Origin of the sequence: Spectribacter acetivorans (genome assembly GCF_031846305.1) — a bacterium.
GTDB lineage: Bacteria > Pseudomonadota > Gammaproteobacteria > Nevskiales > Salinisphaeraceae > Spectribacter > Spectribacter acetivorans.
The window spans coordinates 146,159-167,537 of the sequence record NZ_JAVRHY010000001.1 but is presented as its reverse complement, the minus strand read 5'-3'; the positions used below and the strand labels follow the sequence as shown (position 1 = coordinate 167,537).

Sequence of the window (21,379 nt, the reverse complement as noted above, 5' to 3'; positions counted from 1 at the left end):
CCGCGCCATCTCGTTCTCGTGCTGGGTGATCAGCTGGATCGTCACAGTGCTGCCTTCGACGGTTTCGAGTCCGATCGCGACGGCGTGTGGATGGCCGAGAACGTCACCGAGGCCACCCATGTCTGGTGCCACAAGCAGCGGCTGGTGCTGTTCTTCAGCGCCATGCGCCACTTCCGGGACGAGCTGCGAGCGGCCGACATGGAAGTGGCATACCACGCCCTGCAGCCGGACGGCCGCCACGACAGCGGGCCGGATTTCGCCAGCATCCTGGCAGCCGACGTGCGGCGACTCGCGCCCGAACGCCTGATCGTTCTCGAACCCGGCGACTGGCGGGTGTGGCAGATGCTGCAGAACACGGCCGACGCGCTCGGCCTGCCGCTGGAAATTCGCGCCGACCGGCACTTCTACTGCGGCATCGAGGAATTCAGGGACTGGGCGGCCGATCGCAAGCGGCTGGTGCTGGAGGATTTCTACCGCCACATGCGCCGCACCCACGGCATTCTCATGGATGACAGCGCCCCCGCGGGCGGGGCCTGGAACTACGACGCGGACAACCGCGAAAGCTTCGGCCGACAAGGACCCGGCAGGCTACCCACGCCGCTGCCATTCACGCCGGATGCGCTGACGCGGGAGGTCATCGACCTGGTCGACGCCCGCTTTGGCGACCACCCCGGCCGGCTCGAGGGCTTCGACCAACCAGTGACCGCCGACCAGGCCCACCAGTCCCTGAAGGATTTCATCCGCCATCGCCTGGCCGGCTTCGGGCCGTGGCAGGATGCACTCTGGACCGGTGCCGATCTGGTCCATCATTCGCGCCTGTCGGCGGCGCTGAACCTGCATCTGATCGATCCGCGCGAGGTGATCGACGCCGCCGTGGCGGCCTGGGAGGCCGGCGAGGCGCCGCTCAACAGCGTGGAGGGCTTCGTGCGGCAGATTCTCGGCTGGCGGGAGTTCGTGCGCGGTATCTACTGGCAGCAGATGCCGGACTACATCGAGCTGAACGCGCTGGACGCGAAGCTGCCGGTGCCGACCAGCTACTGGGACGGCGAGACCGACATGGCCTGCATCGGCGACGCCATGAGCAACGTGCATGACAACGGGTACGCGCACCACATCCAGCGCCTGATGATCCTGGGCCTGTTCGCCCAGCTGGCCGGCGTTCACCCGAGGGCCTTCCACGACTGGCACATGGCCATGTACCTGGATGCCATTGACTGGGTGAGCCTGCCCAATACCCTGGGTATGAGTCAGTTCGGCGACGGCGGCATCGTCGGCACCAAGCCCTACTGCGCCTCGGGCAACTACGTGAACCGCATGAGCAACTACTGCCGCGAGTGCCGGTTCGACCATCGCCGCGCCGATGGCGACAATGCCTGTCCGATCACCACCCTGTACTGGGACTTTCTCGACCGCCATGACCAGCAATTCCGCGGCAACCGGCGCATGGTTTTCCAGATCCGGAACCTCGACCGCAAACGCGAGAACCCGGAAACCATGGCCGGCATCCGGCGTCAGGCCGCCGATCTGAAAACGCGCATCGCCGCCGGCGAACGCGTCTGAGCTCACCATCGCCACACCATGCAAACCATGAACGATCTCACCCTGGTCTGGCTGCGCCGCGACCTGCGTCTGGCCGACAATCCCGCCCTGGCCGAGGCGGCCGCCCGCGGGCCGGTGCTGCCGGTCTATATCCACGCGCCCGAGGAAGAAGCCCCCTGGGCACCCGGCGGCGCGCAGCGCGTGTGGCTGGAAGACAGCCTGCGCGCGCTGCAGGCCGAACTGGCCGAGGCCGGCCTGCCGCTGGTCATCCGGCGGGGCCCGAGTCTCGACGCCCTGCGCAACCTGATTGGCGAAACCGGCGCCAGCGCGGTGACCTGGAGCCGGCTCTACGAACCGGCGGTGATCGAACGCGATCGGCAGATCAAGCAGGCGCTGCGGGACGACGGCCTGGCGGTGAGCAGCCACAACGCCGCCCTGCTGGCCGAACCCTGGGAGGTAGCCACCAAGGCGGGTGACCCCTATCGGGTCTACACACCATTCTGGCGCGCCCTGTCGGCACAGCGAATGCAGCCGCCGGTGGCGGTGCCGGATCGGCTTGTCGGGCCCGGGCAAGTGCCGGCGTCCCTGACCATCGAGGATCTGGCGCTGCGTCCGACAATCCGCTGGGATGCCGGCATCCGGGCCGCCTGGACCCCGGGTGAAGCGGGCGCCCAGACCGCGTTGCAGGATTTCCTCGATGCCTGCCTGGACAGCTACAAGCAGGACCGCGACTGGCCCGCCCGGCCGGGCACCTCCCGCCTGTCGCCGCACCTGCATTTCGGCGAGATCGGACCGCGGCAGGTCTGGCAGGGCGTGCACGAATGGCTGGACAGCGGCGCCCGGGTGGGCGCGGACACGTTCCTGAGCGAAATCGGCTGGCGGGAATTCGCCCACCATCTGCTGTTTCACTTTCCGGGCACGCCCACCCAACCGCTCGATCGGCGCTTCGAGACCTTCCCCTGGGACGACGACAAGCAGGCCCTGAAAGCCTGGCAACAGGGGCAGACCGGTATTCCGATGGTGGATGCCGGCATGCGCGAGCTGTGGGAAACCGGCTGGATGCACAACCGGGTGCGCATGGTGGTGGCGTCGTTCCTGACCAAGAACCTGCGCCAGCCCTGGCAGGCCGGCGCCGAATGGTTCTGGGACACGCTGGTGGACGCCGACCTGGCCAGCAATACGCTGGGCTGGCAGTGGACCGCCGGCTGCGGGGCGGACGCGGCCCCCTTCTTCCGCATTTTCAATCCCACCCGCCAGGGCGAGCGGTTCGACCCCCAGGGCGACTACATCCGCCAGTGGGTGCCGGAACTGGCCCGGCTGCCGGCCAAACATATCCACGCACCCTGGGCAGCCTCGGCAGCCGTCTGTCGGGATGCCGGTGTGGCCCTGGGTACCGATTATCCGGCGCCGCTGGTGGATCTGAAGGAATCACGCCGAGCGGCACTGGAAGCGTTCGACGCGATCAAGAAGCGTGACTGAATGCCACTCAGTCTTGCCTTGCGCCCCCGGAGCCGTCAGCATTCACTTAATTAGCGGCGCATTGGGCTTGCGCCGCGCCCAACAGGGACAATGACAAGGAAGTACGTATGCCGCTTGACCTGCCCCCGCCGCTGCCACCCCAGCAGGCTGAAGTCGCCGTGCTCGAACAGCGGAGTGCCGCGGCGGACAAGGTGATCGAACTGGAGGTCGGCCAGTACACGCTGCTGGTGACCGGCAACACCTATCTGTCGGAGGAACGCATCCGGCAGGTGACCTCGGCCGGCCGCACGCCGTCACAGGTGGTGCTGCTGCTCAACGCGCTGTACCCGGCCGATGGTCATATTCTGGTGAACGTGCAGTACGCTCGGGAGGGCCAGAGCGACACCATCTACGTGCATGTCAATGAGGGCTATCTGGCCGAGGTGGACGCACCGCCGGCGATCGCCCCGTTCTTCGAGTCGTTCGAGGGTGAGCGAGGGCTCACCAAGCAGGACATGGAACCCATGCGGGTGCTGGCCGAACTCAAGTCCGAGCGGGCCGGCTATACCATGACGTCCTCGTATTCCGTGGATCCGGCGGACCCCGCCGCCTTCACGCTGGTAATTGACGGGCGAGAGGATCCTGATCACGACCCCTTCGATCTGACCGCCGCGTTCGGCAACCCGGGCAATCGTTTCCTGGGACGCTACTTCGGCCTGGCCAGCGCCAAGTACTCGCTCGACAACGGCGATCAGATCGGCCTGGGATACGCCCACGGCTTCACCGACTTAGGAAGTTCGCGCGGCGGGGAGAAGTACGGCCGTGGCGACCTGAGCTACTCCACCGTGAACTCCTGGGGCCTCTACGGCCTGTCCGGCTCGTACACCGAATACGAAGTCAGCGGCCTGTTTGACCAGCCGGCAACGGCGGACGGCAGCAATCAGCTGGTGTTCCAGGATGATCGCGAAAGCGCCGAAATCGTCGAGGTCAAACTCACCGGCAACCAGTTCCTGTACGCGGACGAGGACGCCCGCTGGCTGCTGGAGCAGGAACTGGCCTATGTGGATTCCACCCTCACCATTGACGAGGGACAACTGGTGGCAAGCGGCGGTGGCGGCGGTGATCCGATCCTCGGCGGCCTGCTGGACGGGTTGCTCGGGGATCTGCTCGGCGGCCTGACCGGCGGCGGTGGCGGCAGCATGGACTCGGTGTCGCTCGCCGGCCAGCGAATCCAGGACGAGCGCTACGGCTCCGCCCGGCTGGGCACCACCTACTCCGATTCCTGGACCCTGTTCGACCAGCGCGGCAGCCTTAACGTCGGTGCCGGCTACAAGCGTGGCTTCGGCGGCGAGATCGAAAACACCCTGACCGATGCCGAGCGCACGAACGAGTTCAACCTGTTCGACGCCAGCCTCAAGACCAGTTATCGCCTGCCCTACCAGATGCTGGCCTCGATCCAGGTGAAGGGGCAGTTCTCGCTGGATGACCGCGTGCCCCAGCAGCAGCAGTGGGTGCTTGGCGGCCCGGACAATCTCAGCGCCTATCTGCCGGGTATCCTGGTGGGCGATACCGGGGCCTACGGGCGGTTCCAGGTGCAACTGCCGCGCTGGCAAGTATTTAGCCGCCCGTATCGCTTCTCCGTGTTCGTGGAAACCGGCATGGCCCAATTCGAGGGCGACAACAAGCCCTTCGGCCGTGCCGGCACACAGCGGGCCACGGACGCCGGCATCAAACTGGAATTCGCCCCGCTGGACAACATCCAGCTGACCGTCCATGCCGCCGAGGGCCTGTCCGAGAGCGGCATACCCGACAACGTCCTCGACGGCGCCGAGTCCGACGTCTACTTCAATATCAAGGGCGAATTCTAGGAAGGTGTCTACAAAACTACTGCGCTTACCATTTTGAACCCGTACGGTGCTCGCAATGCTTACGTATTGTTAATACGCTGCGCTTTCTGCGCGCCGCCGTGTCCAACGTGTCCAAACTGGCTGCGCTCGCTACGCTTTGTAAACACCTTCTAGGCTTCTGCCGAAAGGCGTCTTGCCGATACGAAAAAGGGCCGCCCGATGGGCGGCCCTCTCGTTTCAAGACGGTGCCGCCAATCCGGCGGCACGGCATGAAGACTTACAGCGGAGAGGCGCTGGTCAGACCGGTCAGCGGGGCCAGCAATCCATCCAGCCCCAGGCTGGCCGGGTTGAAGCCGTTGCCCACATTGCCACCTTCGAGGTCGCCCATGCGGATGGCCTGGGCCAGCGCGTCCGCGCCGCCGCCGATGCCGTCACCCAGTACCTGACTGCCGCCGTTGATGCCGGTGGCCAACGCGTCGAGCCCGGCCATGGCGCTGTTTCCCAGCAGATCGCCGCCTTCGGTGGCGCCATCGTTGGCTTCGCCGGCGGCCCCGGTGAGCACGTCACTCAGCAGGTCGGCGCCGCCGAGCAGGCCGCTGCCCGCGACGTTGTTCAGGTTGCCGCCGTTGTCAGCCGAGTTCACGCCCACCAGGGCATTCGCACCCAGTTCCACGCTATCGGCCAGAAGACCGGCGCCGGCACTCAGCGGGGCGGTGACGGCTTCGGTCTGCGCACTGGCAACGCCGCTCGCCAGCGCAAGGCCGGCGGCTGCAATCAGTTGCTTTCTCATTTCACTCTCCAGATTCTCGGTATAAATCGATTTATGACGAATGGGTCGGTTGCAACCGCTACCACCCTGAGTGGATGGCAGAGGGAGCCGGAGTCGTGCATCGGTAATTATTCGACAACAGCGAAAGAGCTCCGTAACCCAACTCGCAACCGGGTTATCGGCTGATGTCGCGCGTACGTTAATTTCCTACACGGTGGGTGTCAAAAATCGTGCAGCTCGCACCAAACCGGTGCCGTCCGGCGAATCCGACGCGTTTCGCTGAATCCCGGTGAACCATTGGCGCGTATCGGCGTCCGACCATTGCCGAGGGGGCGGCGGCAGGATTCGCGGCCCGACTGACATCCCCAACTTGGGCATAATGCTGCGCATGATCCGTCTGCTGTATCGATGCCGCCTGCCGGCGGCCTGTCTTGCTGTCGTATTCGGCGCCGCCGTGTCCGCCCAGCCCACCGACATCGAAGTGGAATCGGTGGCCTCGAAACCCTGGGTGCAGCTCCTGCCGCTGACCGGCAGTCTGACGTCACCCGCCCGGGCTGCCCTGGCCCCGCGTGTGGCCGGCCTGATAACCGCAGTGGCGGTGGATGCCGGCGATCGCGTCAGCCGCGGCGATACGCTGCTGGAAATGGACGATACCCTGGCCGAGCTGGAAGTGGCGACGCTGGAAGCATCTCTGGCCGAGGCCCGCAGCCGGCTCGCGGAAGCCCGCCGCGTACGCGACGAACGCCAGCCGCTGGCCGAGCGCGGCACTATTCCACGGACCGAGCTGGAATCGGCCACGGCCGAGGTGCGCACCGCCACGGCGGCGGTGGATCGGCTGGAGGCCGAGGTCGCGCTCCAGCGCGAGCGTCTGGCCCGCCACACCCTGCCGGCCCCGTTCGACGGCGTGGTGGCCAGTCGCATGACCGATATCGGCGAGTACGCCGCCAGCAGCGACGTGGTATTCGAACTGGTCGCCACCGACCAGCTGCGGCTGGACGTGCAGGCACCGCAGGAGTACTTCGGGCATCTGGCGCCCGGCACGCCGGTTCGCGTGCAGGCCCATGACGGCGCCGGCGAGCCACGGTCGGCGGAAGTCAGCACGCGTGTAGATGCCCTGGATGCCACGGCCCGCAGCTTTCTCGTACGCGTGCGACTGGATAACGAGGATGGCCGCCTGGCCCCGGGCATGTCGGCCGAGGCGGAATTCCGCGTCGAAAGCAGTGAGGACGTGATCTCGATGTCGCGGGACGCGGTGCTGCGTTCCCCCAACGGCGATACCCATGTCTGGGTGGTGGCCGATGGCGATGACGGCCCGGTGGCCCGTCGGCGCCAGATCACCCTGGGCCGCAGCGATCGCGGCCGGGTCGAGGTACGGCGCGGTCTGTCGGCCGGGGACCGGGTGGTGGTCCAGGGCAACGAGGGGCTGCGCGACGGTCAGCGCGTGCGGATCGAGTCCGACTCGTGATCGCCGGCTGCCTTCACCGTCGCCGGCGGCCCGGAGCGACAGCCCATGCTTGAGGGACTGCTTCGCCGCCCGACTTTGCTGGCCATCGGCGTGCTCATCATCTGCCTGTTCGGCATCGTGGCCGCTTTCCGCGTGCCGGTGCAGATGATTCCGGACCTGGCGGTACGCACGATCACGGTGGAAACCGCCTGGCCGGGCGCCACGCCGCAGGACGTGGAAAAGGAAATCCTGATCGAGCAGGAGGAATACCTGCGCAACGTGCCCAGCCTGCAGCGCATGGTCTCGGTGGCCCGCACCGGCGCCGCCGAAATTCAGCTTGAATTTCCGTTCGGCGTCGACGCCAACAACGCCCTGCTACGCGTTTCCAACGCCCTGTCACAGGTGCCCGCATACCCCGAGAACGTGGACGAGCCACGGCTGTTTGCCACCTCGTTTTCGCAGAATTCGTTCATGTACTACCGCATTGCCCCGCTGCCGGGGAACCCGATGCAGGTCGACATGGACATGATGCAGGACTTCATCGACGACCGGGTTCGTCCATTGATGGAGCGGGTGCCCGGCGTCGAGCGGGTCGAGGTCGGCGGCGGCGCGGCGCGCCAGATCCAGATTCATGTCGACCCGGCCCGCCTTGCCGCGCGGAATCTGACGCTCACCGACGTGCGAGCGGCGGTACGCGAGCGGAGCCGCGACATCACCGGCGGCGACATCGACAGCGGCAAGCGCCGCTATCTGCTGCGGACCATCGGCCGTTTCGCCGATGTGGAAGCGCTGGGCGAGGTGGTGCTCGACCGCCGCGGGGACGCGGTGATCCGCCTGGCCGACGTGGCGGACATCCGTCTGGACCACGCGGAGATCCGGGAGGAATCGTTCTACAACGACAAGCCCAATATCTCGCTGTCGGTGCGCCGCGAGACCGGCTCCAACGTCATCGAGATCAAGAAGGCCATGACCAGGGCCATCCCCGGCATCAACGAGCAGGTGCTGGAACCGGCGGGCATGGACATCCAGCTGATCAGCGACGACGTGCGTTATGTGCAGGCCTCGGTGGCCAGCGTCTGGCGCAATCTGGTGATCGGCGCGATGCTCGCCACAATGGTGATGTTCCTGTTCCTGCGGTCGGTACCGGCCACGCTGGTAGGGGTGATCGGCATTCCTATCTGCACCATCGCGGCTTTCCTCGGCCTGCTGATGACCGGACGCACCATCAACGTGATCTCGCTGGCCGGCGTGGCATTCGCCATCGGCATGACCCTGGACAACAGCATCGTGGTGCTGGAGAACATCGAACGCGCTCGCCAGCGCATCAGCGACCGGTTCGCGGCCGCGCTGGCCGGAGTGCGCGAAGTCTGGCCGGCGGTGCTGGCCTCCACCATGACCACGATCCTGGTATTCGCGCCGGTGCTGTTCATCGAGGAAGAAGCCGGCCAGCTGTACTCCGATATCTCCATCGCCATCGCCTCGGCCATTTTCGTATCGATGCTGGTGGCCATCGTGGTGGTCCCCACCGCCAGCGTCCGACTACCGCTGCGCGGCGTCGTCGCCGATCGGAATCCCCGCTGGCAGCAACGGGCGCTGTCCGGGGTGGCGTGGCTGCTGGGCAGCCGGGCCCGGCGCTTCGGTTGTATCGGCGTAACCGTGGCAGTGATGGCCGCGGTGATCGGGTTGCTCACCCCGCCGGCCTCGTATCTGCCCGAAGGCGAGGAGGCCAAGACGTTTTCCAGCATGATCGCCCCGCCCGGCTACAACCTGTCCGAGCTGTCGGCGATCGGCGAGGAAGTACGTGAGACGCTGGTGCCGCATCTGAACGGCGATCCGGCGCGGTACGAGGCCGGTGATACCGACATTCCGCCGATGCGCTATCTCAACATGCGCATCAACGCGGAGGGCATGCGCATTATCAGCGAGCCGGTCGACCCGGATCACATCGACGAGCTGATGAACGCCTACAACGAGATATTCCGCAGCTATCCCGGCATGCGGGCGTTCTCCACGCGCGGGTCGATCATCACCAGTAACGACGGTGGCACCCGCAGCGTGACGCTGGACATTGGCGGCCCCTCGCTGGCGGAAATCTACCAGGTCGCCACCAGCGCCTACGACCGCGCACAGACCGTGTTCGACAATCCCCAGGTCCGGGCCGATCCGCAGACCCTGACACTGGCCCAGCCCCTGCTGCGGGTGGAGCCCGACCATGCCCGGCTGGCCGAGGTGGGCCTGGACACCGAGGCACTGGGCTTCTCGGTGGCGGCGCTGGCCGATGGCGCGTTTGTCGACGAGTACATCCTGGCCGACAACAAGGTGGACATCTACCTCTACGACAACCGCGGCCGCAGCACCGATATCGACGCCCTGGCCGACCGCACCATTCACACGCCCCTGGCCGGCAGCCAGCCGATCACCAGCCTGGCGGACTTCCGACAGACTGTGGACACCGACGTGATCCGGCGCCTGAACGGCCAGCGTACCGTCACGCTCTACATCATCCCGCCGCCGGGCGTGGCACTGGAAACCGGCGTCGACGCCGTCGAGGACGACATCATTCGGGCCATGCGCGACGAAGGCGAGATCCCGGCGTCGGTGAATGTCGACATTTCCGGGGCCAGCGATCAGCTGGATGCCACCCGGGCGGCGCTATCGGATAACTATGTCATCGCCCTGCTGATGAGTTATCTCCTGCTGGTCGCCATCTTCACCCACTGGGGCTACCCGCTGCTGATCCTGGTTACGATCCCGCTGGGCGTGGCCGGCGGCATTGCCGGGCTGGCCATGATGAACCTGGTCGGAGGCTGGCTGCCGCTGCTCGGGCTGCCGGCACTGAGCCAGCCCTTCGACATGATCACCATGCTGGGCTTTCTGATCCTGATGGGCACGGTGGTGAACAACCCCATCCTGATTGTCGATCAGGCGCGGCTGAACCGCGCGGGCGGCATGCCGATCGTGGACGCCGTGCGCGAAGCGGTCGCTACCCGTCTGCGTCCCATTCTGATGACCACCATCACCACGACTTTCGGGCTGGCCCCGCTGGTATTCCTGCCCGGCGCCGGCACCGAGCTGTATCGCGGCGTCGGGGCCATCGTGCTGTTCGGGCTGTTGTTCACGATGGTGATTACCGTCACCTTTCTGCCGGCACTGCTGGTGAGCGTGCTGCAGGTGGGTGAGCGCCTGCGCGGCCCGGCCCGCGCCGCGGCCTGAGCCGGCGCCGGCCGTGATCGCGGGACGGCTGCTGCCGATACGGGCCGGGGAAGCGCCGGCCGCGGCGTGGTCGTTCGTCTATTTCTTCTGCGTGCTGGCCGCCTACTACCTGTTGCGGCCGGTACGCGACGCCCTGGCCATCAGCGACGGCACCGGCGATCTTCCCTGGCTGTTCACCGGCACCTTCCTGGCGATGCTGCTGGCGGTACCGGCGTTCGCCTGGCTGGCCGCCCGCTATCCCCGCCGGCTACTACTGCCGCTGGTATACGGCTTCTTCATTCTCGATCTGCTGCTGTTCTGGGGCTGGCTGGCCAGCGGCCGGGGCGAAGCCATCGCCGGCGGCGCGTTCTTCATCTGGCTGAGTGTATTCAACCTGTTCGTGGTGTCGGTGTTCTGGAGCTTCATGGCGGACATCTTCTCCGCTGCCCAGGGCAAGCGCCTGTTTGCACTGATCGCTGCCGGCGGTAGTGCCGGGGCGATTTCGGGACCGGGCCTGGCCGCGCTGCTGGCCGGACAACTGGGCGTGCTCGGGCTGCTGCCACTGAGCGCCGGCCTGCTGACCGCGGCCCTTGGCTGCATCGTGGTCCTGCGTCGCTGGGCGGCTGACCAGATCGAGGCCGACCGCAGCCGGCTGGGCGGCGGCGTCTGGGAGGGGCTGCGCCGGATTACCGAATCCCGTTATCTGCAGGGCGTGGCGCTGTTCATCCTCTGCTACACGGCGCTGTCGACGGTGCTCTACTTCCAGCAGGCCGAGCTGGTCAGCCGCCTGTTCGACGACGATGCCCGGCGCACCCAGCTATTCGCCGCGGTCGATCTGGCCACCAACGTGGTGACCGTCGGGCTGCAGCTGTTCGTCACGCATCACCTGATCCGGCGGCTGGGGTTGGGCGTGGCTCTCGGCAGCCTGCCCGCCATCAGCCTGCTCGGCTTCCTGGTGCTGGGGCTGGTGCCGGTGATCGCCGTACTCGTGGTGTTCCAGGTGCTGCGCCGCAGCGCCAATTATGCCGTGGCCCGGCCGGCGCGCGAGGCCCTGTTCACCGTGCTGCCGCGCACCGACAAGTACAAGGCCAAGAATGCCATCGACACCCTGGTTTACCGCGGCGGCGATGCGCTCAGCGGCTGGGCCTATACCGGACTGACCAGCCTGGGCCTGGGGTTGACCGGCATGGCCTTCGCCGTGCTGCCGATCGCCACGGGCTGGTTGTTGTTGAGCGCATGGCTCGGCCGCGCGCACACGCGGCGGTATCATGATGCCGCCCCGGAATCCTTCGCTCACGGAGAGCCGCCATGACCAACCCGACCCGTTTCCATCAACGCCGCAGGCTGCTCCAGGGCGCGCTGGGAACTGCCGCGCTGGCAGCCTGGCCGCCAGGCGTCATCAGCCGCGAGGGCGGGCTGCCGCCGCTGCCGGACGACACCATCCTTCGCACCATCCCAGCCACCGGCGAGCAGGTACCGATCAGCGGCATGGGAACGGCCCGCACCTTCGATGTGGACCCGAATGACGTGGCGGCCATGGTCCAGCGCCAGGATGTGCTGCGGGCCTTCGTGGACAACGGCGGCCGGGTGGTGGATTCCTCCCCCATGTACGGCCGGGCGGAAACCGTGCTGGGCCGGGCGGCGGCCGCCATCGACGCGCCGGATGCGCTGTTCACCGCCACCAAGGTCTGGACGAGCGGCGCCGAGGCCGGCAAGACCCAGATGCGCGAATCCGCGGAACGCCTGCAGACCGCCACCATCGACCTGATGCAGGTGCACAACCTGCTCGATCTGGAGACCCACCTCGACACGCTCCGCGCCTGGAAGGAGGAAGGCCGCATCCGCTATCTGGGCGTGACGCACTACACCGTGGCCCAGCACGCTGCGCTGGCCGAGCTGGTGGCCCGGGAACCGCTGGATTTCGTGCAGTTCAACTACAACATCGCCGAGCGCAACGCCGAGACCCGCCTTCTGGATGCCTGCGCCGACAACGGCGTGGCGGTCGTCATCAACGAGCCGTTCGAGCGCGGCAAACTGTTCGCCCGGGTGCGCAATACACCCCTGCCGGATGTGGGCAAGGACCTGGGCTGCAAGAGCTGGGCCCAGCTGTTCCTCAAGTACATCTTCGGCCATCCGGCGGTGACCGTGGCGATCCCCGCCACCTCCGACCGCGAACACGCCGCCGAGAATGCCGCCGCGGGCCGCGGCGCCGTGCCCGACCAGACCCAGCGCAAGGCCATGCGTACCGCGTTCGAGGCAGCCGGCTGAAACCGGCTGCGGCCTGTTGCGCGCCGGGCGGTGAGCGCGTAAAACCACGCTGCCATTCGCCTACCCGATTGATCCGAGCATGACCCAGTCGTCCCGCATGATCGTGCGCGCTGCCGCGATCGCCGACCTGTCGGCGATCCGGGCGGTGACCACCAAGGCCTATCCCGGCATGGCCGCCTATACCCGTGACGAGCTGCGCGGTCAGATCAACAACTTCCCGGAAGGGCAGCTGGTGGCCGAGTACGAGGGCAAGGTGGTGGGCTACTGCGCCACCCTGTGCCTGCCCGAGGAGCAGGTGCTGGCCCCGCACACCTGGGCCGAGATCACCGGCAACGGCTACGGTTCCACCCACGACAGTGACGGCGACTACCTGTACGGCTACGAAGTCTGCGTGGACCCGGACTTCCGCGGCATGCGCATCGCCCAGCGCCTGTACCGGGAACGCTTTGCCCTGTGCCGCAAGCTGGGGCTCAAGGGGGTGGTGTTCGGCGGCCGCCTGCCGGGCCTGCGCCGGCGCTTCAAGAAGGCCGGCAGCGCGCAGGAATACGTGGATCATGTCACGGCCCGGCGCTGGCGTGATGCCGTACTCACGTTCCAGCTCAACAACGGCTTCGAAGTGCTTGGCGTGCTTCCGGATTACATGCCGGATGACAAGCCCTCGATGGGCTATGCCGCCCACCTGATCTGGCGCAATCCCGAGCACGAGAATCGCCAGCCGGTGCCGGGGGACAGCCACGTGCATCTGCAGATGCCGGTCACGGTGCGGGTGGCCACCGTCCAGTACCTGCAGCGCCAGATCAGTTCACTGGACGAGTTCCGCCAGATCGCCACCTATTTCGTGCGGGAAGTGGCCGACAATCGCTGCGATTTCGTGGTGTTTCCCGAACTGTTCACGGTCCAGTTGCTGTCCATCAACAACGAGGAGCTGGAACACCGCGAGGCGATCCAGCAACTGGCTGACTACGAAGTGCCGTTCCGCGAGATCATGCAGGATCTGGCGGTGCGCTATAACATCAACATCATCGCCGGCTCCCATCCCAGCTGGGTGGGCGACCAGCTGCAGAACATGGGCTACATCTACCTGCGCGACGGCTCCGAGTACCGCCAGCCCAAGATTCATCCAACCCCGGGCGAACGCTACTGGTGGAACATCCGCGGCGGCGACTCGCTCAACGCCATCGAGACCGACTGCGGCCCCATCGGCGTGCTGGTCTGCTACGACAGCGAGTTCCCGGAACTCGCCCGGCACCTGACCAACCAGGGCATCAACCTGCTATTCGTGCCCTTCTCCACCGAGGACCGCAGCGGCTATCTGCGGGTGCGCTACTGCTCGCACGCCCGGGCGGTGGAAAACCAGATTTACGTGGCCACCGCGGGCAACGTCGGCAATCTGCCCCGCATCCACGCCATGGATATCCACTACGCCCAGAGCGCCATCATCACGCCCTGCGATTTCCCGTTCGCCCGCGACGGGGTGGCCGCCGATACCACCCCGAACGTGGAAATGGTGGCGATCGCCGACCTGCGTCTGGATATCCTGCGCGATTCCCGCACCAGCGGCACGGTGCAGAACCTGCTGGACCGGCGTCACGACCTCTACCGCGTGCAGTGGAAGCCGCCGCGCTCACGGTTGCGTTAGCGTGAGGCCGGTTGGCCCGGACCGCCCACATCGCCTAGGCTGAGCGAACACAACGAGGAGGAGACCCCATGATTCGCGTATCTGCTGTCTATCCGCATACGGAAGGCGCCCGCTTCGACCACGATTACTATCGCAACCACCACATGGCACTGGTGCGGGACCGACTCGGCGTCCGCGGCATGGTCCGAGCCGAGAATGACAAGGGCCTGGCCGGCGGGGATGGCGGCCCGCCCCCGTTCGTGGCCGCCGCGCATCTGTATTTCGAATCGATCCAGGATTTCCAGTCCGCCTTTGACGCCGAGGGCGACACGATCCTGGCGGATATCCCCAACTACACCGACATCCAGCCCCAGCTGCAGATCGCGGAAATCGTCGACGGCGGGTGACCGCATTCGCGGCCGACTGGCCGCCGGCCCTGGTCGCCGAGATCGCCGCCGCGGACACCGTGGCGGTGCTCACCGGCGCCGGGGTGTCGGCGGCCTCCGGCATTCCCACCTTCCGTGAGGCCCAGACCGGCCTGTGGGCGCAGTTCCGGCCGGAGGAACTGGCCACGCCGGAAGCCTTTGCCGCCGATCCGGGCCGCGTCTGGCAGTGGTATCAATGGCGGCGGTCACTGATCGCGCGGGCCGAGCCCAACGGCGCTCACCGAGCCATCGCGCGGCTGCAGCGGCATCTCGCTGACTGCCGCGTCATTACCCAGAACGTGGACGGCCTGCATGAACGGGCCGGCGCGCGGGTCGCCGCACTGCACGGCAATATCTGGCGCCAGCGCTGTCATCGGCGCTGCGGTCACCAGGAGACGGTTGCCGCCCCGGATGAACACCCGCAGCCGCCGGTCTGCCCCGCGTGCGGGGGGCCGGTGCGGCCGGATGTGGTGTGGTTCGGCGAAACCCTGCCGGGCGAGGCGCTTGATGCCGCCGTGGCGGCCGTGGAGCGGGCGGATGTGGTGCTCGTTGCCGGTACGTCGGGGCTGGTCTATCCGGCGGCCGCCCTGCCCGAGCAGGCGCTGGCCCTCGGCCGCACGGTGGTGGAGATCAATCCCGACGACACGCCCCTGAGCACCGCCGTCACGGCCCGAAGCCGTGCCGCGGCCGATGTCGCCCTGGCAACCCTGTGTGACGCCCTCGACCTGCCCGATTGAGCCTGCCGGCGACATCGTCGCTCGACGCTTCCCGGCGGAATGGCTAACATCGAGCCGTCAATCAACCAATCCGCAGGAGCGTCAGCCATGCGCCGGGTGGTGTTCAATCAGAAAGGCGGCGTGGGCAAGACCACCATCGTCTGCAACCTCGCCGCGATCAGCGCCAGCCGGGGCCGCAAGACCCTCGTGGTCGATCTCGATGCCCAGTGCAACGCCAGCCAGTACCTGCTTTCGTCCGGGGAGGCCCAGGCCGAGGCCGGCACTGCGGACTTCTTCGAAAACACGTTGAAGAAGGGGCGGCAAAGCAATGATCTTCAACCATTCATCACGCCGACACCATTCGACAACCTGTCGGTCATGGCCGCCCATCCGGACCTGGAAGAACTGCGGGTCAAGCTCGAGGCCAAGCACAAGATCTACAAGCTGCGGCAGGCGCTGGAAACCCTAGAGGGTTATGACGCGATCTACTTCGACACCCCGCCGGCGCTCAATTTCTACTCGCAGTCAGCCCTGATCGCGGCCAGCCACTGCCTGATCCCCTTCGACTGCGACGATTTCGCCCGCCAGGCCCTCTACAACCTGTTCGACACCATTGCCGAGATCAAGGATGATCACAATCCGGAACTGAGCGTCGACGGCATCGTGGTCAACCAGTTCCAGACCCAGGCCAAGCTGCCGGCCCGCCTGATCGCGGAGCTCAAGGAGGAAGGCCATCCACTGCTCGACACCGCCATCACCAGTTCGATCAAGGTACGGGAGTCCCACGAGGCCTCGGTGCCGCTGGTGTACTTCGCGCCCAGCCACAAGGTCAGCAAGCAGTACGCCGAGCTCTACGATGCCCTCGGCAGGAAACGGGGTGGCAAACGCCGCTAGACGGGCCGCGGCGGCCGTGCTGCCGCGACTGGCCGCTGGTCTGCTGGCCCTGGCCTGGCTGGCCCCGGCGACGGTCGCAGCCCAGGTGATCGAGCTGCGCATCGAGGGGCCGATCGGCCCGGCCACCAGCAACTACGTCACCAGCGGCCTGGCGCAGGCGGCAACGGACAATGCGCCGATGGTGCTCCTGACCATCGACACCCCCGGCGGGCTGGACACCGCCATGCGGGAGATTGTCCAGGCCATCCTGGCCTCGCCGGTGCCGGTGACCGGCTACGTCACGCCCGGGGGTGCGCGGGCGGCCAGTGCCGGCACTTACATCCTTTACGCCAGCCACATCGCCGCCATGGCACCCGCGACCAATCTGGGGGCCGCCACCCCCGTGCAGATGGGCGGCGGTGGGCCGATGCCGGGCGGCGAACCGGCGCCCGAGAGCGGCAAGGAAGACGAATCGGCGGAGGGCGAGGCCCCGGCTGCCGATTCGGATACCGCCAAGCGCCGCAAGGTCGTCAACGACGCGGTGGCCTACCTCCGCGGTCTGGCGGAACAGCGCGGCCGCAACGCGGACTGGGCCGAGCAGGCGGTACGCGAGGGCGTGAGCCTGACCGCCAGCACCGCGCTGGAACAGAACGTGATCGACCTGGTGGCGGACAGCCGCCAGGCACTGCTGGCAGACATCGATGGCCGCGAGGTCACCACCAGCACCGGCACGGTCACCCTGGCCACGGCCGACGCCGCCATCGACAACCGCGAACCGGACTGGCGGGACCGGTTACTGGGCATCATCACCAACCCCACGGTGGCCTACATCCTGATGATGATCGGCATCTACGGGCTGATCCTGGAGGGCTACAACCCCGGCGCGCTGGTGCCGGGCACGGTGGGTGGCATCTGCCTGCTGGTAGCGCTGTTCGCCTTCCAGATCCTGCCGGTGAATTTCGCCGGCCTGGCACTGCTGGCGCTGGGTGTTGCCCTGATGGTAGCCGAGGCCTTCGCCCCGAGCTTCGGCATTCTGGGCCTGGGTGGTGTCGTCGGCTTCGTGGTCGGCTCGATCATGCTGATGGATACCGGTGTGCCCGGTTACGAGATTCCCCTGGCCATCATCGGCGCCACCGCCACGGCGGCCGCCCTGCTGATGTTCATGATCGTCTACCTGTTCGCCCGTTCCCGCCGGGAACGCGTGGTCACCGGCCGCGAAGGCCTGATCGGGGCCAGCGCCGAGGCCAGCGAGGATTTCGACCAGCGCGGGTGGGTCCTGCTGCACGGGGAAAGCTGGCAGGCCACCACCACCACGCCGATCCGGGCCGGCCAGCGCGTGACCGTCACCGGGGTGGATGGCCTGGTGGTGTCGGTCGCCCCCGACCAGAGACGTCCCAACTAACTTCAGGAGTCAACGCCATGTTCTTCAATTTCGGCATCATTCTCATCGCGCTGATCCTGTTCATCCTGTTCAGCGCGATCAAGATCCTGCCCGAGTACGAGCGCGGGGTGGTGTTCACGCTGGGCCGGTTCACCGGGGTCAAGGGGCCGGGCCTGATCCTGCTGATCCCCTTCATCCAGAAGATGATCAAGGTGGATCTGCGGGTAGTGGTGATGGACGTGCCCACCCAGGACGTCATTTCGCGCGACAACGTGTCGGTACAGGTCAATGCGGTGGTGTATTTCCGGGTGGTCGATCCGGACAAGGCCATCATCGAGGTCGAGCACTACTACGACGCAGTCAGTCAGCTGGCCCAGACCACGCTGCGCTCGGTGCTGGGTCAGCACGATCTGGATGACATGCTGGCCGAGCGCGACAAGCTGAACGCGGATATCCAGGCCATTCTGGACAAGCATTCCGATGCCTGGGGCATCAAGGTGGCCAATGTCGAGATCAAGCATGTGGACCTGGACGAAAGCATGATCCGCGCAATCGCCCGTCAGGCCGAGGCAGAACGCTCGCGGCGAGCCAAGGTGATTCACGCGGAAGGCGAGATGCAGGCCGCGCAGAACCTCCAGGAGGCCGCACGCACGCTCTCCGAACAGCCGCAGGCGATTCAGCTACGCTATCTGCAGACCCTGGTGGACATCGCCGGGGAGCACAATTCCACCATCGTGTTCCCGCTGCCGATGGACCTGATCAAGCCGCTGATGGAAGCCGCCGGCAAGGGCAACGACCTGTAGCCCTATTCGAATTCCTCGGGCTCGGCGAGAAACCCCACCACCAGGGCGCCCGGGCCGAGATTCACGCCGCCGGTGGTGGCCATCATCGAGGTCATCACCTGCACGTCGTGGGCGCGGGCGGCCTGCACGAAACGGTCGTAACCCGGCATCTGCTTGATCGCCTCGGCGTCCCCGGCATAACTCACGCACACGGTGGGAGCGAGCAGGCCACGCTCGATGCGCTTGACGGTGTAATCGAAGATGCGCGCCACCGCCGCATCGAAATGCCGGACCTTGGCCACCGGGAAGGTCTGATCGTGGCGGCCGCAGAGAATCGGCTTGATATCCAGCGCCGACCCCATGAAGGCCCCCAGCCAGCTGATGCTGTTGTCGCCCTTCTTGCGGGCCCGTTCGCGCACGTAGTAGAGATCGGGAAAGGTGCCGAAACCATGCGCCTTGGTGGCCAGTTCCTCGACCCGCTGGCGAAGTTCGTTGACCTTGACGCCCGATTCGATCAACCGCACGGTCTCCACCGCCAGTGCGGCCTGGCCGGCGAACAGGGACTGGCTGTCGATCACCCGCAGGGCGAACGGCCCTTCCACCCCGGCGGCCTTGCGCACCGGCTTGTAGGCCCGAAGAATGGCATGCGAGGCGTCGGTGGCGTTCTGGAAGATGGGGCTGCGGCTCTGGGCGATGGTTTGCACCAGGGCGTAGTCGTAGTTGGTGACCACCTTGTTCAGAAACAGGTCCCGGATCTGTTCCATCGAGAACGGCACGGTCTCGGCATCCTGGCTCTTGTCCAGCGCCTGCCGGCGGTAGAATTCCGTGGTTCGGTCCGGGTCCCGCTCATCCACGAACAGCTCATCGCCGATCCGGATCGAGATCGGCAGAACCAGGATGTTGTGTTCGTCGATGAACGACCGCGGCAGATCACAGCCCGAGTCCACGACCAGTCCGATTCGCATCCTCTCCCCCTTTCGCACGCCGGGTTGACCCGGTTCACGGTTGGCTGCGCGATGCGTGTGTCGCGCCGGTGTCGACAGTCTAGCCCGAAACATTCCACCGGGGCGACGGGCCTCGCTGCCTAAGCCGTTGAAAGCATGAACTTGTCCCGGCGCATAGTCGGTCAGCCGTCAGCCCGGCGCGGACAGCCGCTGAGCCATGTGATGCAGAATGCCCGCGGTGACGCCCCAGATGAAACGGTGCTCGTGGGTCAGCGCGTAATACGGCAGACGCAGCCCGTCGCGATCGAACCAGCGCCGGTCGTAGCTGCCCACATCCAGCAGCCGCGCAAGCGGCACCTCGAAGATCTCGGCCACCTCCCGGCCGTCGGCCTGATAGCGACAATCCTCGGGCAGACAGCCGACCACCGGCGTTACCCGAAAGCCCGTGGTGGTGGGGTAGTCATCCAGAAAACCGATCACGTCCACCTGCGTCCCGCAGATATCGATTTCCTCTCGCGTCTCCCGCAGGGCGGTGGCCACCGCATCGGCGTCCCCCGCCTCGGCCCGGCCGCCCGGCAGGCTGATCTGGCCGGGGTGATGCCGCAGTTCATCGGTGCGCTGGGTCAAAATCACGCGCGGGCCTTCGGCCCGTTCCACCACCGGGACCAGCACCGCCGCCGGCCGCAGCCCGGCCATGACGGATTCATCCAGAATATGCGCCGCCGCCGACGGCAGCCCGAGGTCGACCAGGGCCCGCGGGGCGGCCAGATGGGTCGAGCGAAGGGCGGCAGCGAGGCGTTCGATCAGCGGATGACGGGTCGCGACGGTTATGACGAGCCTTCCGTTTCCCGCTTGAGCGCGTCCGCATGCCGCCGCGCCGCTTCGTGGAAGCGCGGCGTGAGGCCGGCATCGGCGTAGATGGGGTCGCCCTCCTCGTCCCGCGCCACCACATCGTCACCCTCGACGTAGGCGAACGAGGCGCTGAGATCGTCGAGCGCGGCCGACAGCAGGTCGGTGAGAATGCGCTCCTCGGTCAGCCCGGGAAACAGCTCGGTCAGCGCGGCAACCTTGGCGGCATCGTAAACCGGCAGCCGCAAGCGGTATTCCCGCGCCGCGCGGGGCTCGCCATCCCCGGCCCGCCAGTGCTCGATCAGTTCGGTGACTTTCATTGCGTCCTCTTGGCTCGTCTTCACCCGTTGGCTAAAAAACCAATCTGATCAGTTGACTATAAAGACTCAAGACGACCGCGTCACGCCGCCGGCGGTGGCGATTGACCCTCCCGGGAGCCGGTGATAGCTTGCCGGTCTCTGCCTCGCCCGGCCATCGCCCTCATCCGTTCATGATCAAAGCCGAAAAAACCTGGAGCCTCAAGGAAATCGACGAGGCGAACGGATCGACCAAGGGCACGGCGTTTCTGGCCTTCAAGCAGCTCAAGGACGGCTTCGACGAGGGGCGTGACTTCTACTACCTCAGTGCCGAGCAGGATCATCGCGAGATCGAACGACTGCGCACCGCGGGCCGGCTCTACGCCAGCAGCGTCAATGCGGTCCTGCTCACCGAGAGCGGCTACAACGCGGTCGTCGACTTCATGGAAGGCTGAGCCCCCGCGCAATCCCGCCGGTAATCCCGGCATGCGCTCTGAAGCCGGGCGTTCCAAGCGCCCATCGTAAAAGACAATTTTCCGAATATCGTCGTTACCTGTAGTCAACCACCCTGCGGGCATGGATGATATGGCGCTTTCACGCATCCACGTATTGCACGCCAACCAAGGGGAGACGAACGATGAGTAATGCCAAGGCCCTGATCGAGATGATGCCGCAGGCGTTCGATGCCAGCGCCGCCGGCGACATGAGCGCCACCGTCCAGTACGCCATTTCCACGCCCATGCACATGGTCATCGACAACGGCAGCTGTCAGGTACAGGAAGGCGAGACCGACAACGCCGACGTCACCCTGCGCATGGATGACGACGACCTGGTGGCCCTGCTCACCGGTGAACTCAACGGCATGACCGCCTTCATGACCGGCAAACTGCAGGTGGACGGCGACATCATGCTCGCGCAGAAGCTCACCTCGCTGTTCGACGCGAATCGACTCCAGTAATCCGTCGTCCGCCCGGCCCG

Annotated in this window: 19 protein-coding genes; 15 read left to right on the top strand and 4 right to left on the bottom strand. The window is 66.5% G+C overall.

The window, feature by feature from the left end:
• Positions 1–18 precede the first annotated feature (18 nt).
• From RM531_RS00800 to RM531_RS00790, 3 genes are all read left to right on the top strand, one after another.
• On the top strand, positions 19–1,560 hold the full coding sequence (locus RM531_RS00800; RefSeq protein WP_311656557.1) for a cryptochrome/photolyase family protein: 1,542 nt from the start codon (positions 19–21) through the stop codon (positions 1,558–1,560).
• A gap of 27 nt (positions 1,561–1,587) precedes the next feature.
• Positions 1,588–3,018: a cryptochrome/photolyase family protein gene (locus RM531_RS00795; RefSeq protein ID WP_311656556.1), complete on the top strand. Its 1,431-nt coding sequence runs from the start codon at positions 1,588–1,590 to the stop codon at positions 3,016–3,018.
• 107 nt (positions 3,019–3,125) lie between these two features.
• Positions 3,126–4,865 carry a ShlB/FhaC/HecB family hemolysin secretion/activation protein gene (locus RM531_RS00790; protein ID WP_311656555.1) on the top strand — a complete coding sequence of 580 codons (1,740 nt, stop codon included), beginning with the start codon at positions 3,126–3,128 and terminating at the stop codon, positions 4,863–4,865.
• Positions 4,866–5,121: 256 nt separating this feature from the next.
• Here the strand turns inward: RM531_RS00790 and RM531_RS00785 are convergent, their stop codons facing one another.
• Positions 5,122–5,634 carry a hypothetical protein gene (locus RM531_RS00785; protein WP_311656554.1) on the bottom strand — a complete coding sequence of 171 codons (513 nt, stop codon included), beginning with the start codon at positions 5,632–5,634 and terminating at the stop codon, positions 5,122–5,124.
• A 367-nt stretch (positions 5,635–6,001) separates the two neighbouring features.
• Here RM531_RS00785 and RM531_RS00780 point away from each other — a divergent pair, with 367 nt between their 5' ends.
• From RM531_RS00780 to RM531_RS00735, 10 genes are all read left to right on the top strand, one after another.
• Positions 6,002–7,078, top strand: a complete 1,077-nt coding sequence (locus RM531_RS00780) for an efflux RND transporter periplasmic adaptor subunit (RefSeq protein WP_311656553.1) — start codon at positions 6,002–6,004, stop codon at positions 7,076–7,078.
• A 45-nt stretch (positions 7,079–7,123) separates the two neighbouring features.
• The gene (locus RM531_RS00775; RefSeq protein ID WP_311656552.1) at positions 7,124–10,270 is read left to right on the top strand and encodes an efflux RND transporter permease subunit; all 3,147 of its coding nucleotides are present in this window, start codon (positions 7,124–7,126) and stop codon (positions 10,268–10,270) included.
• 13 nt (positions 10,271–10,283) lie between these two features.
• Positions 10,284–11,561, top strand: coding sequence for an NTP/NDP exchange transporter (locus RM531_RS00770; RefSeq protein WP_311656551.1), 1,278 nt, complete (start codon positions 10,284–10,286; stop codon positions 11,559–11,561).
• Positions 11,558–12,517, top strand: coding sequence for an aldo/keto reductase (locus RM531_RS00765; RefSeq protein ID WP_311656549.1), 960 nt, complete (start codon positions 11,558–11,560; stop codon positions 12,515–12,517). The genes RM531_RS00770 and RM531_RS00765 overlap by 4 nt, the downstream gene beginning before the upstream one ends.
• Positions 12,518–12,596: 79 nt before the next feature.
• Positions 12,597–14,156, top strand: a complete 1,560-nt coding sequence (locus RM531_RS00760) for a GNAT family N-acetyltransferase (RefSeq protein ID WP_311656547.1) — start codon at positions 12,597–12,599, stop codon at positions 14,154–14,156.
• Between the two features lie 68 nt (positions 14,157–14,224).
• Positions 14,225–14,542 carry an EthD family reductase gene (locus RM531_RS00755; RefSeq protein ID WP_311656545.1) on the top strand — a complete coding sequence of 106 codons (318 nt, stop codon included), beginning with the start codon at positions 14,225–14,227 and terminating at the stop codon, positions 14,540–14,542.
• Positions 14,539–15,297: an SIR2 family NAD-dependent protein deacylase gene (locus RM531_RS00750; protein WP_311656543.1), complete on the top strand. Its 759-nt coding sequence runs from the start codon at positions 14,539–14,541 to the stop codon at positions 15,295–15,297. The genes RM531_RS00755 and RM531_RS00750 overlap by 4 nt, the downstream gene beginning before the upstream one ends.
• Before the next feature lie 87 nt (positions 15,298–15,384).
• On the top strand, positions 15,385–16,170 hold the full coding sequence (locus tag RM531_RS00745) for a ParA family protein (RefSeq protein WP_311656542.1): 786 nt from the start codon (positions 15,385–15,387) through the stop codon (positions 16,168–16,170).
• Positions 16,133–17,551 (top strand): NfeD family protein, encoded by a 1,419-nt coding sequence (locus tag RM531_RS00740; protein WP_432280490.1) that lies wholly within the window; start codon positions 16,133–16,135, stop codon positions 17,549–17,551. The genes RM531_RS00745 and RM531_RS00740 overlap by 38 nt, the downstream gene beginning before the upstream one ends.
• Positions 17,552–17,568: 17 nt before the next feature.
• Positions 17,569–18,333, top strand: a complete 765-nt coding sequence (locus tag RM531_RS00735; protein ID WP_311656540.1) for a slipin family protein — start codon at positions 17,569–17,571, stop codon at positions 18,331–18,333.
• Between the two features lie 2 nt (positions 18,334–18,335).
• On the opposite strand, the gene RM531_RS00730 is transcribed toward RM531_RS00735, so the two are convergent.
• The 3 genes from RM531_RS00730 to RM531_RS00720 all read right to left on the bottom strand — a co-directional run bounded on the left by RM531_RS00730 (position 18,336) and on the right by RM531_RS00720 (position 20,425).
• Positions 18,336–19,277: a DegV family protein gene (locus tag RM531_RS00730; protein ID WP_311656538.1), complete on the bottom strand. Its 942-nt coding sequence runs from the start codon at positions 19,275–19,277 to the stop codon at positions 18,336–18,338.
• Between the two features lie 168 nt (positions 19,278–19,445).
• Positions 19,446–19,952 carry a CoA pyrophosphatase gene (locus tag RM531_RS00725; RefSeq protein ID WP_311656536.1) on the bottom strand — a complete coding sequence of 169 codons (507 nt, stop codon included), beginning with the start codon at positions 19,950–19,952 and terminating at the stop codon, positions 19,446–19,448.
• Positions 19,953–20,083: 131 nt separating this feature from the next.
• A complete protein-coding gene (locus tag RM531_RS00720) occupies positions 20,084–20,425 on the bottom strand; it encodes a type 1 pili tip component (RefSeq protein WP_311656534.1) in 342 nt (113 codons plus the stop codon).
• 170 nt (positions 20,426–20,595) lie between these two features.
• Here RM531_RS00720 and RM531_RS00715 point away from each other — a divergent pair, with 170 nt between their 5' ends.
• Together RM531_RS00715 and RM531_RS00710 are read left to right on the top strand one after the other, a co-directional pair.
• On the top strand, positions 20,596–20,856 hold the full coding sequence (locus RM531_RS00715) for an ORF6N domain-containing protein (RefSeq protein WP_311656532.1): 261 nt from the start codon (positions 20,596–20,598) through the stop codon (positions 20,854–20,856).
• A gap of 182 nt (positions 20,857–21,038) precedes the next feature.
• A complete protein-coding gene (locus RM531_RS00710) occupies positions 21,039–21,359 on the top strand; it encodes an SCP2 sterol-binding domain-containing protein (RefSeq protein ID WP_311656531.1) in 321 nt (106 codons plus the stop codon).
• Positions 21,360–21,379: the final 20 nt, after the last annotated feature.

Excerpts from the sequence above, each read along its gene's own strand:
- RM531_RS00765 (WP_311656549.1), top strand. The coding sequence starts at position 11,558 with ATGACCAACCCGACCCGTTTCCATCAACGCCGCAGGCTGCTCCAGGGC.
- RM531_RS00715 (WP_311656532.1), top strand. The coding sequence starts at position 20,596 with ATGATCAAAGCCGAAAAAACCTGGAGCCTCAAGGAAATCGACGAGGCG.
- RM531_RS00735 (WP_311656540.1), top strand. The coding sequence starts at position 17,569 with ATGTTCTTCAATTTCGGCATCATTCTCATCGCGCTGATCCTGTTCATC.
- RM531_RS00710 (WP_311656531.1), top strand. The coding sequence starts at position 21,039 with ATGAGTAATGCCAAGGCCCTGATCGAGATGATGCCGCAGGCGTTCGAT.
- RM531_RS00790 (WP_311656555.1), top strand. The coding sequence starts at position 3,126 with ATGCCGCTTGACCTGCCCCCGCCGCTGCCACCCCAGCAGGCTGAAGTC.
- RM531_RS00755 (WP_311656545.1), top strand. The coding sequence starts at position 14,225 with ATGATTCGCGTATCTGCTGTCTATCCGCATACGGAAGGCGCCCGCTTC.
- RM531_RS00795 (WP_311656556.1), top strand. The coding sequence starts at position 1,588 with ATGAACGATCTCACCCTGGTCTGGCTGCGCCGCGACCTGCGTCTGGCC.
- RM531_RS00775 (WP_311656552.1), top strand. The coding sequence starts at position 7,124 with ATGCTTGAGGGACTGCTTCGCCGCCCGACTTTGCTGGCCATCGGCGTG.
- RM531_RS00725 (WP_311656536.1), bottom strand. The coding sequence starts at position 19,952 with ATGGCCGGGCTGCGGCCGGCGGCGGTGCTGGTCCCGGTGGTGGAACGG.
- RM531_RS00745 (WP_311656542.1), top strand. The coding sequence starts at position 15,385 with ATGCGCCGGGTGGTGTTCAATCAGAAAGGCGGCGTGGGCAAGACCACC.
- RM531_RS00730 (WP_311656538.1), bottom strand. The coding sequence starts at position 19,277 with ATGCGAATCGGACTGGTCGTGGACTCGGGCTGTGATCTGCCGCGGTCG.
- RM531_RS00720 (WP_311656534.1), bottom strand. The coding sequence starts at position 20,425 with ATGAAAGTCACCGAACTGATCGAGCACTGGCGGGCCGGGGATGGCGAG.
- RM531_RS00785 (WP_311656554.1), bottom strand. The coding sequence starts at position 5,634 with ATGAGAAAGCAACTGATTGCAGCCGCCGGCCTTGCGCTGGCGAGCGGC.
- RM531_RS00780 (WP_311656553.1), top strand. The coding sequence starts at position 6,002 with ATGATCCGTCTGCTGTATCGATGCCGCCTGCCGGCGGCCTGTCTTGCT.
- RM531_RS00760 (WP_311656547.1), top strand. The coding sequence starts at position 12,597 with ATGACCCAGTCGTCCCGCATGATCGTGCGCGCTGCCGCGATCGCCGAC.
- RM531_RS00740 (WP_432280490.1), top strand. The coding sequence starts at position 16,133 with ATGCCCTCGGCAGGAAACGGGGTGGCAAACGCCGCTAGACGGGCCGCG.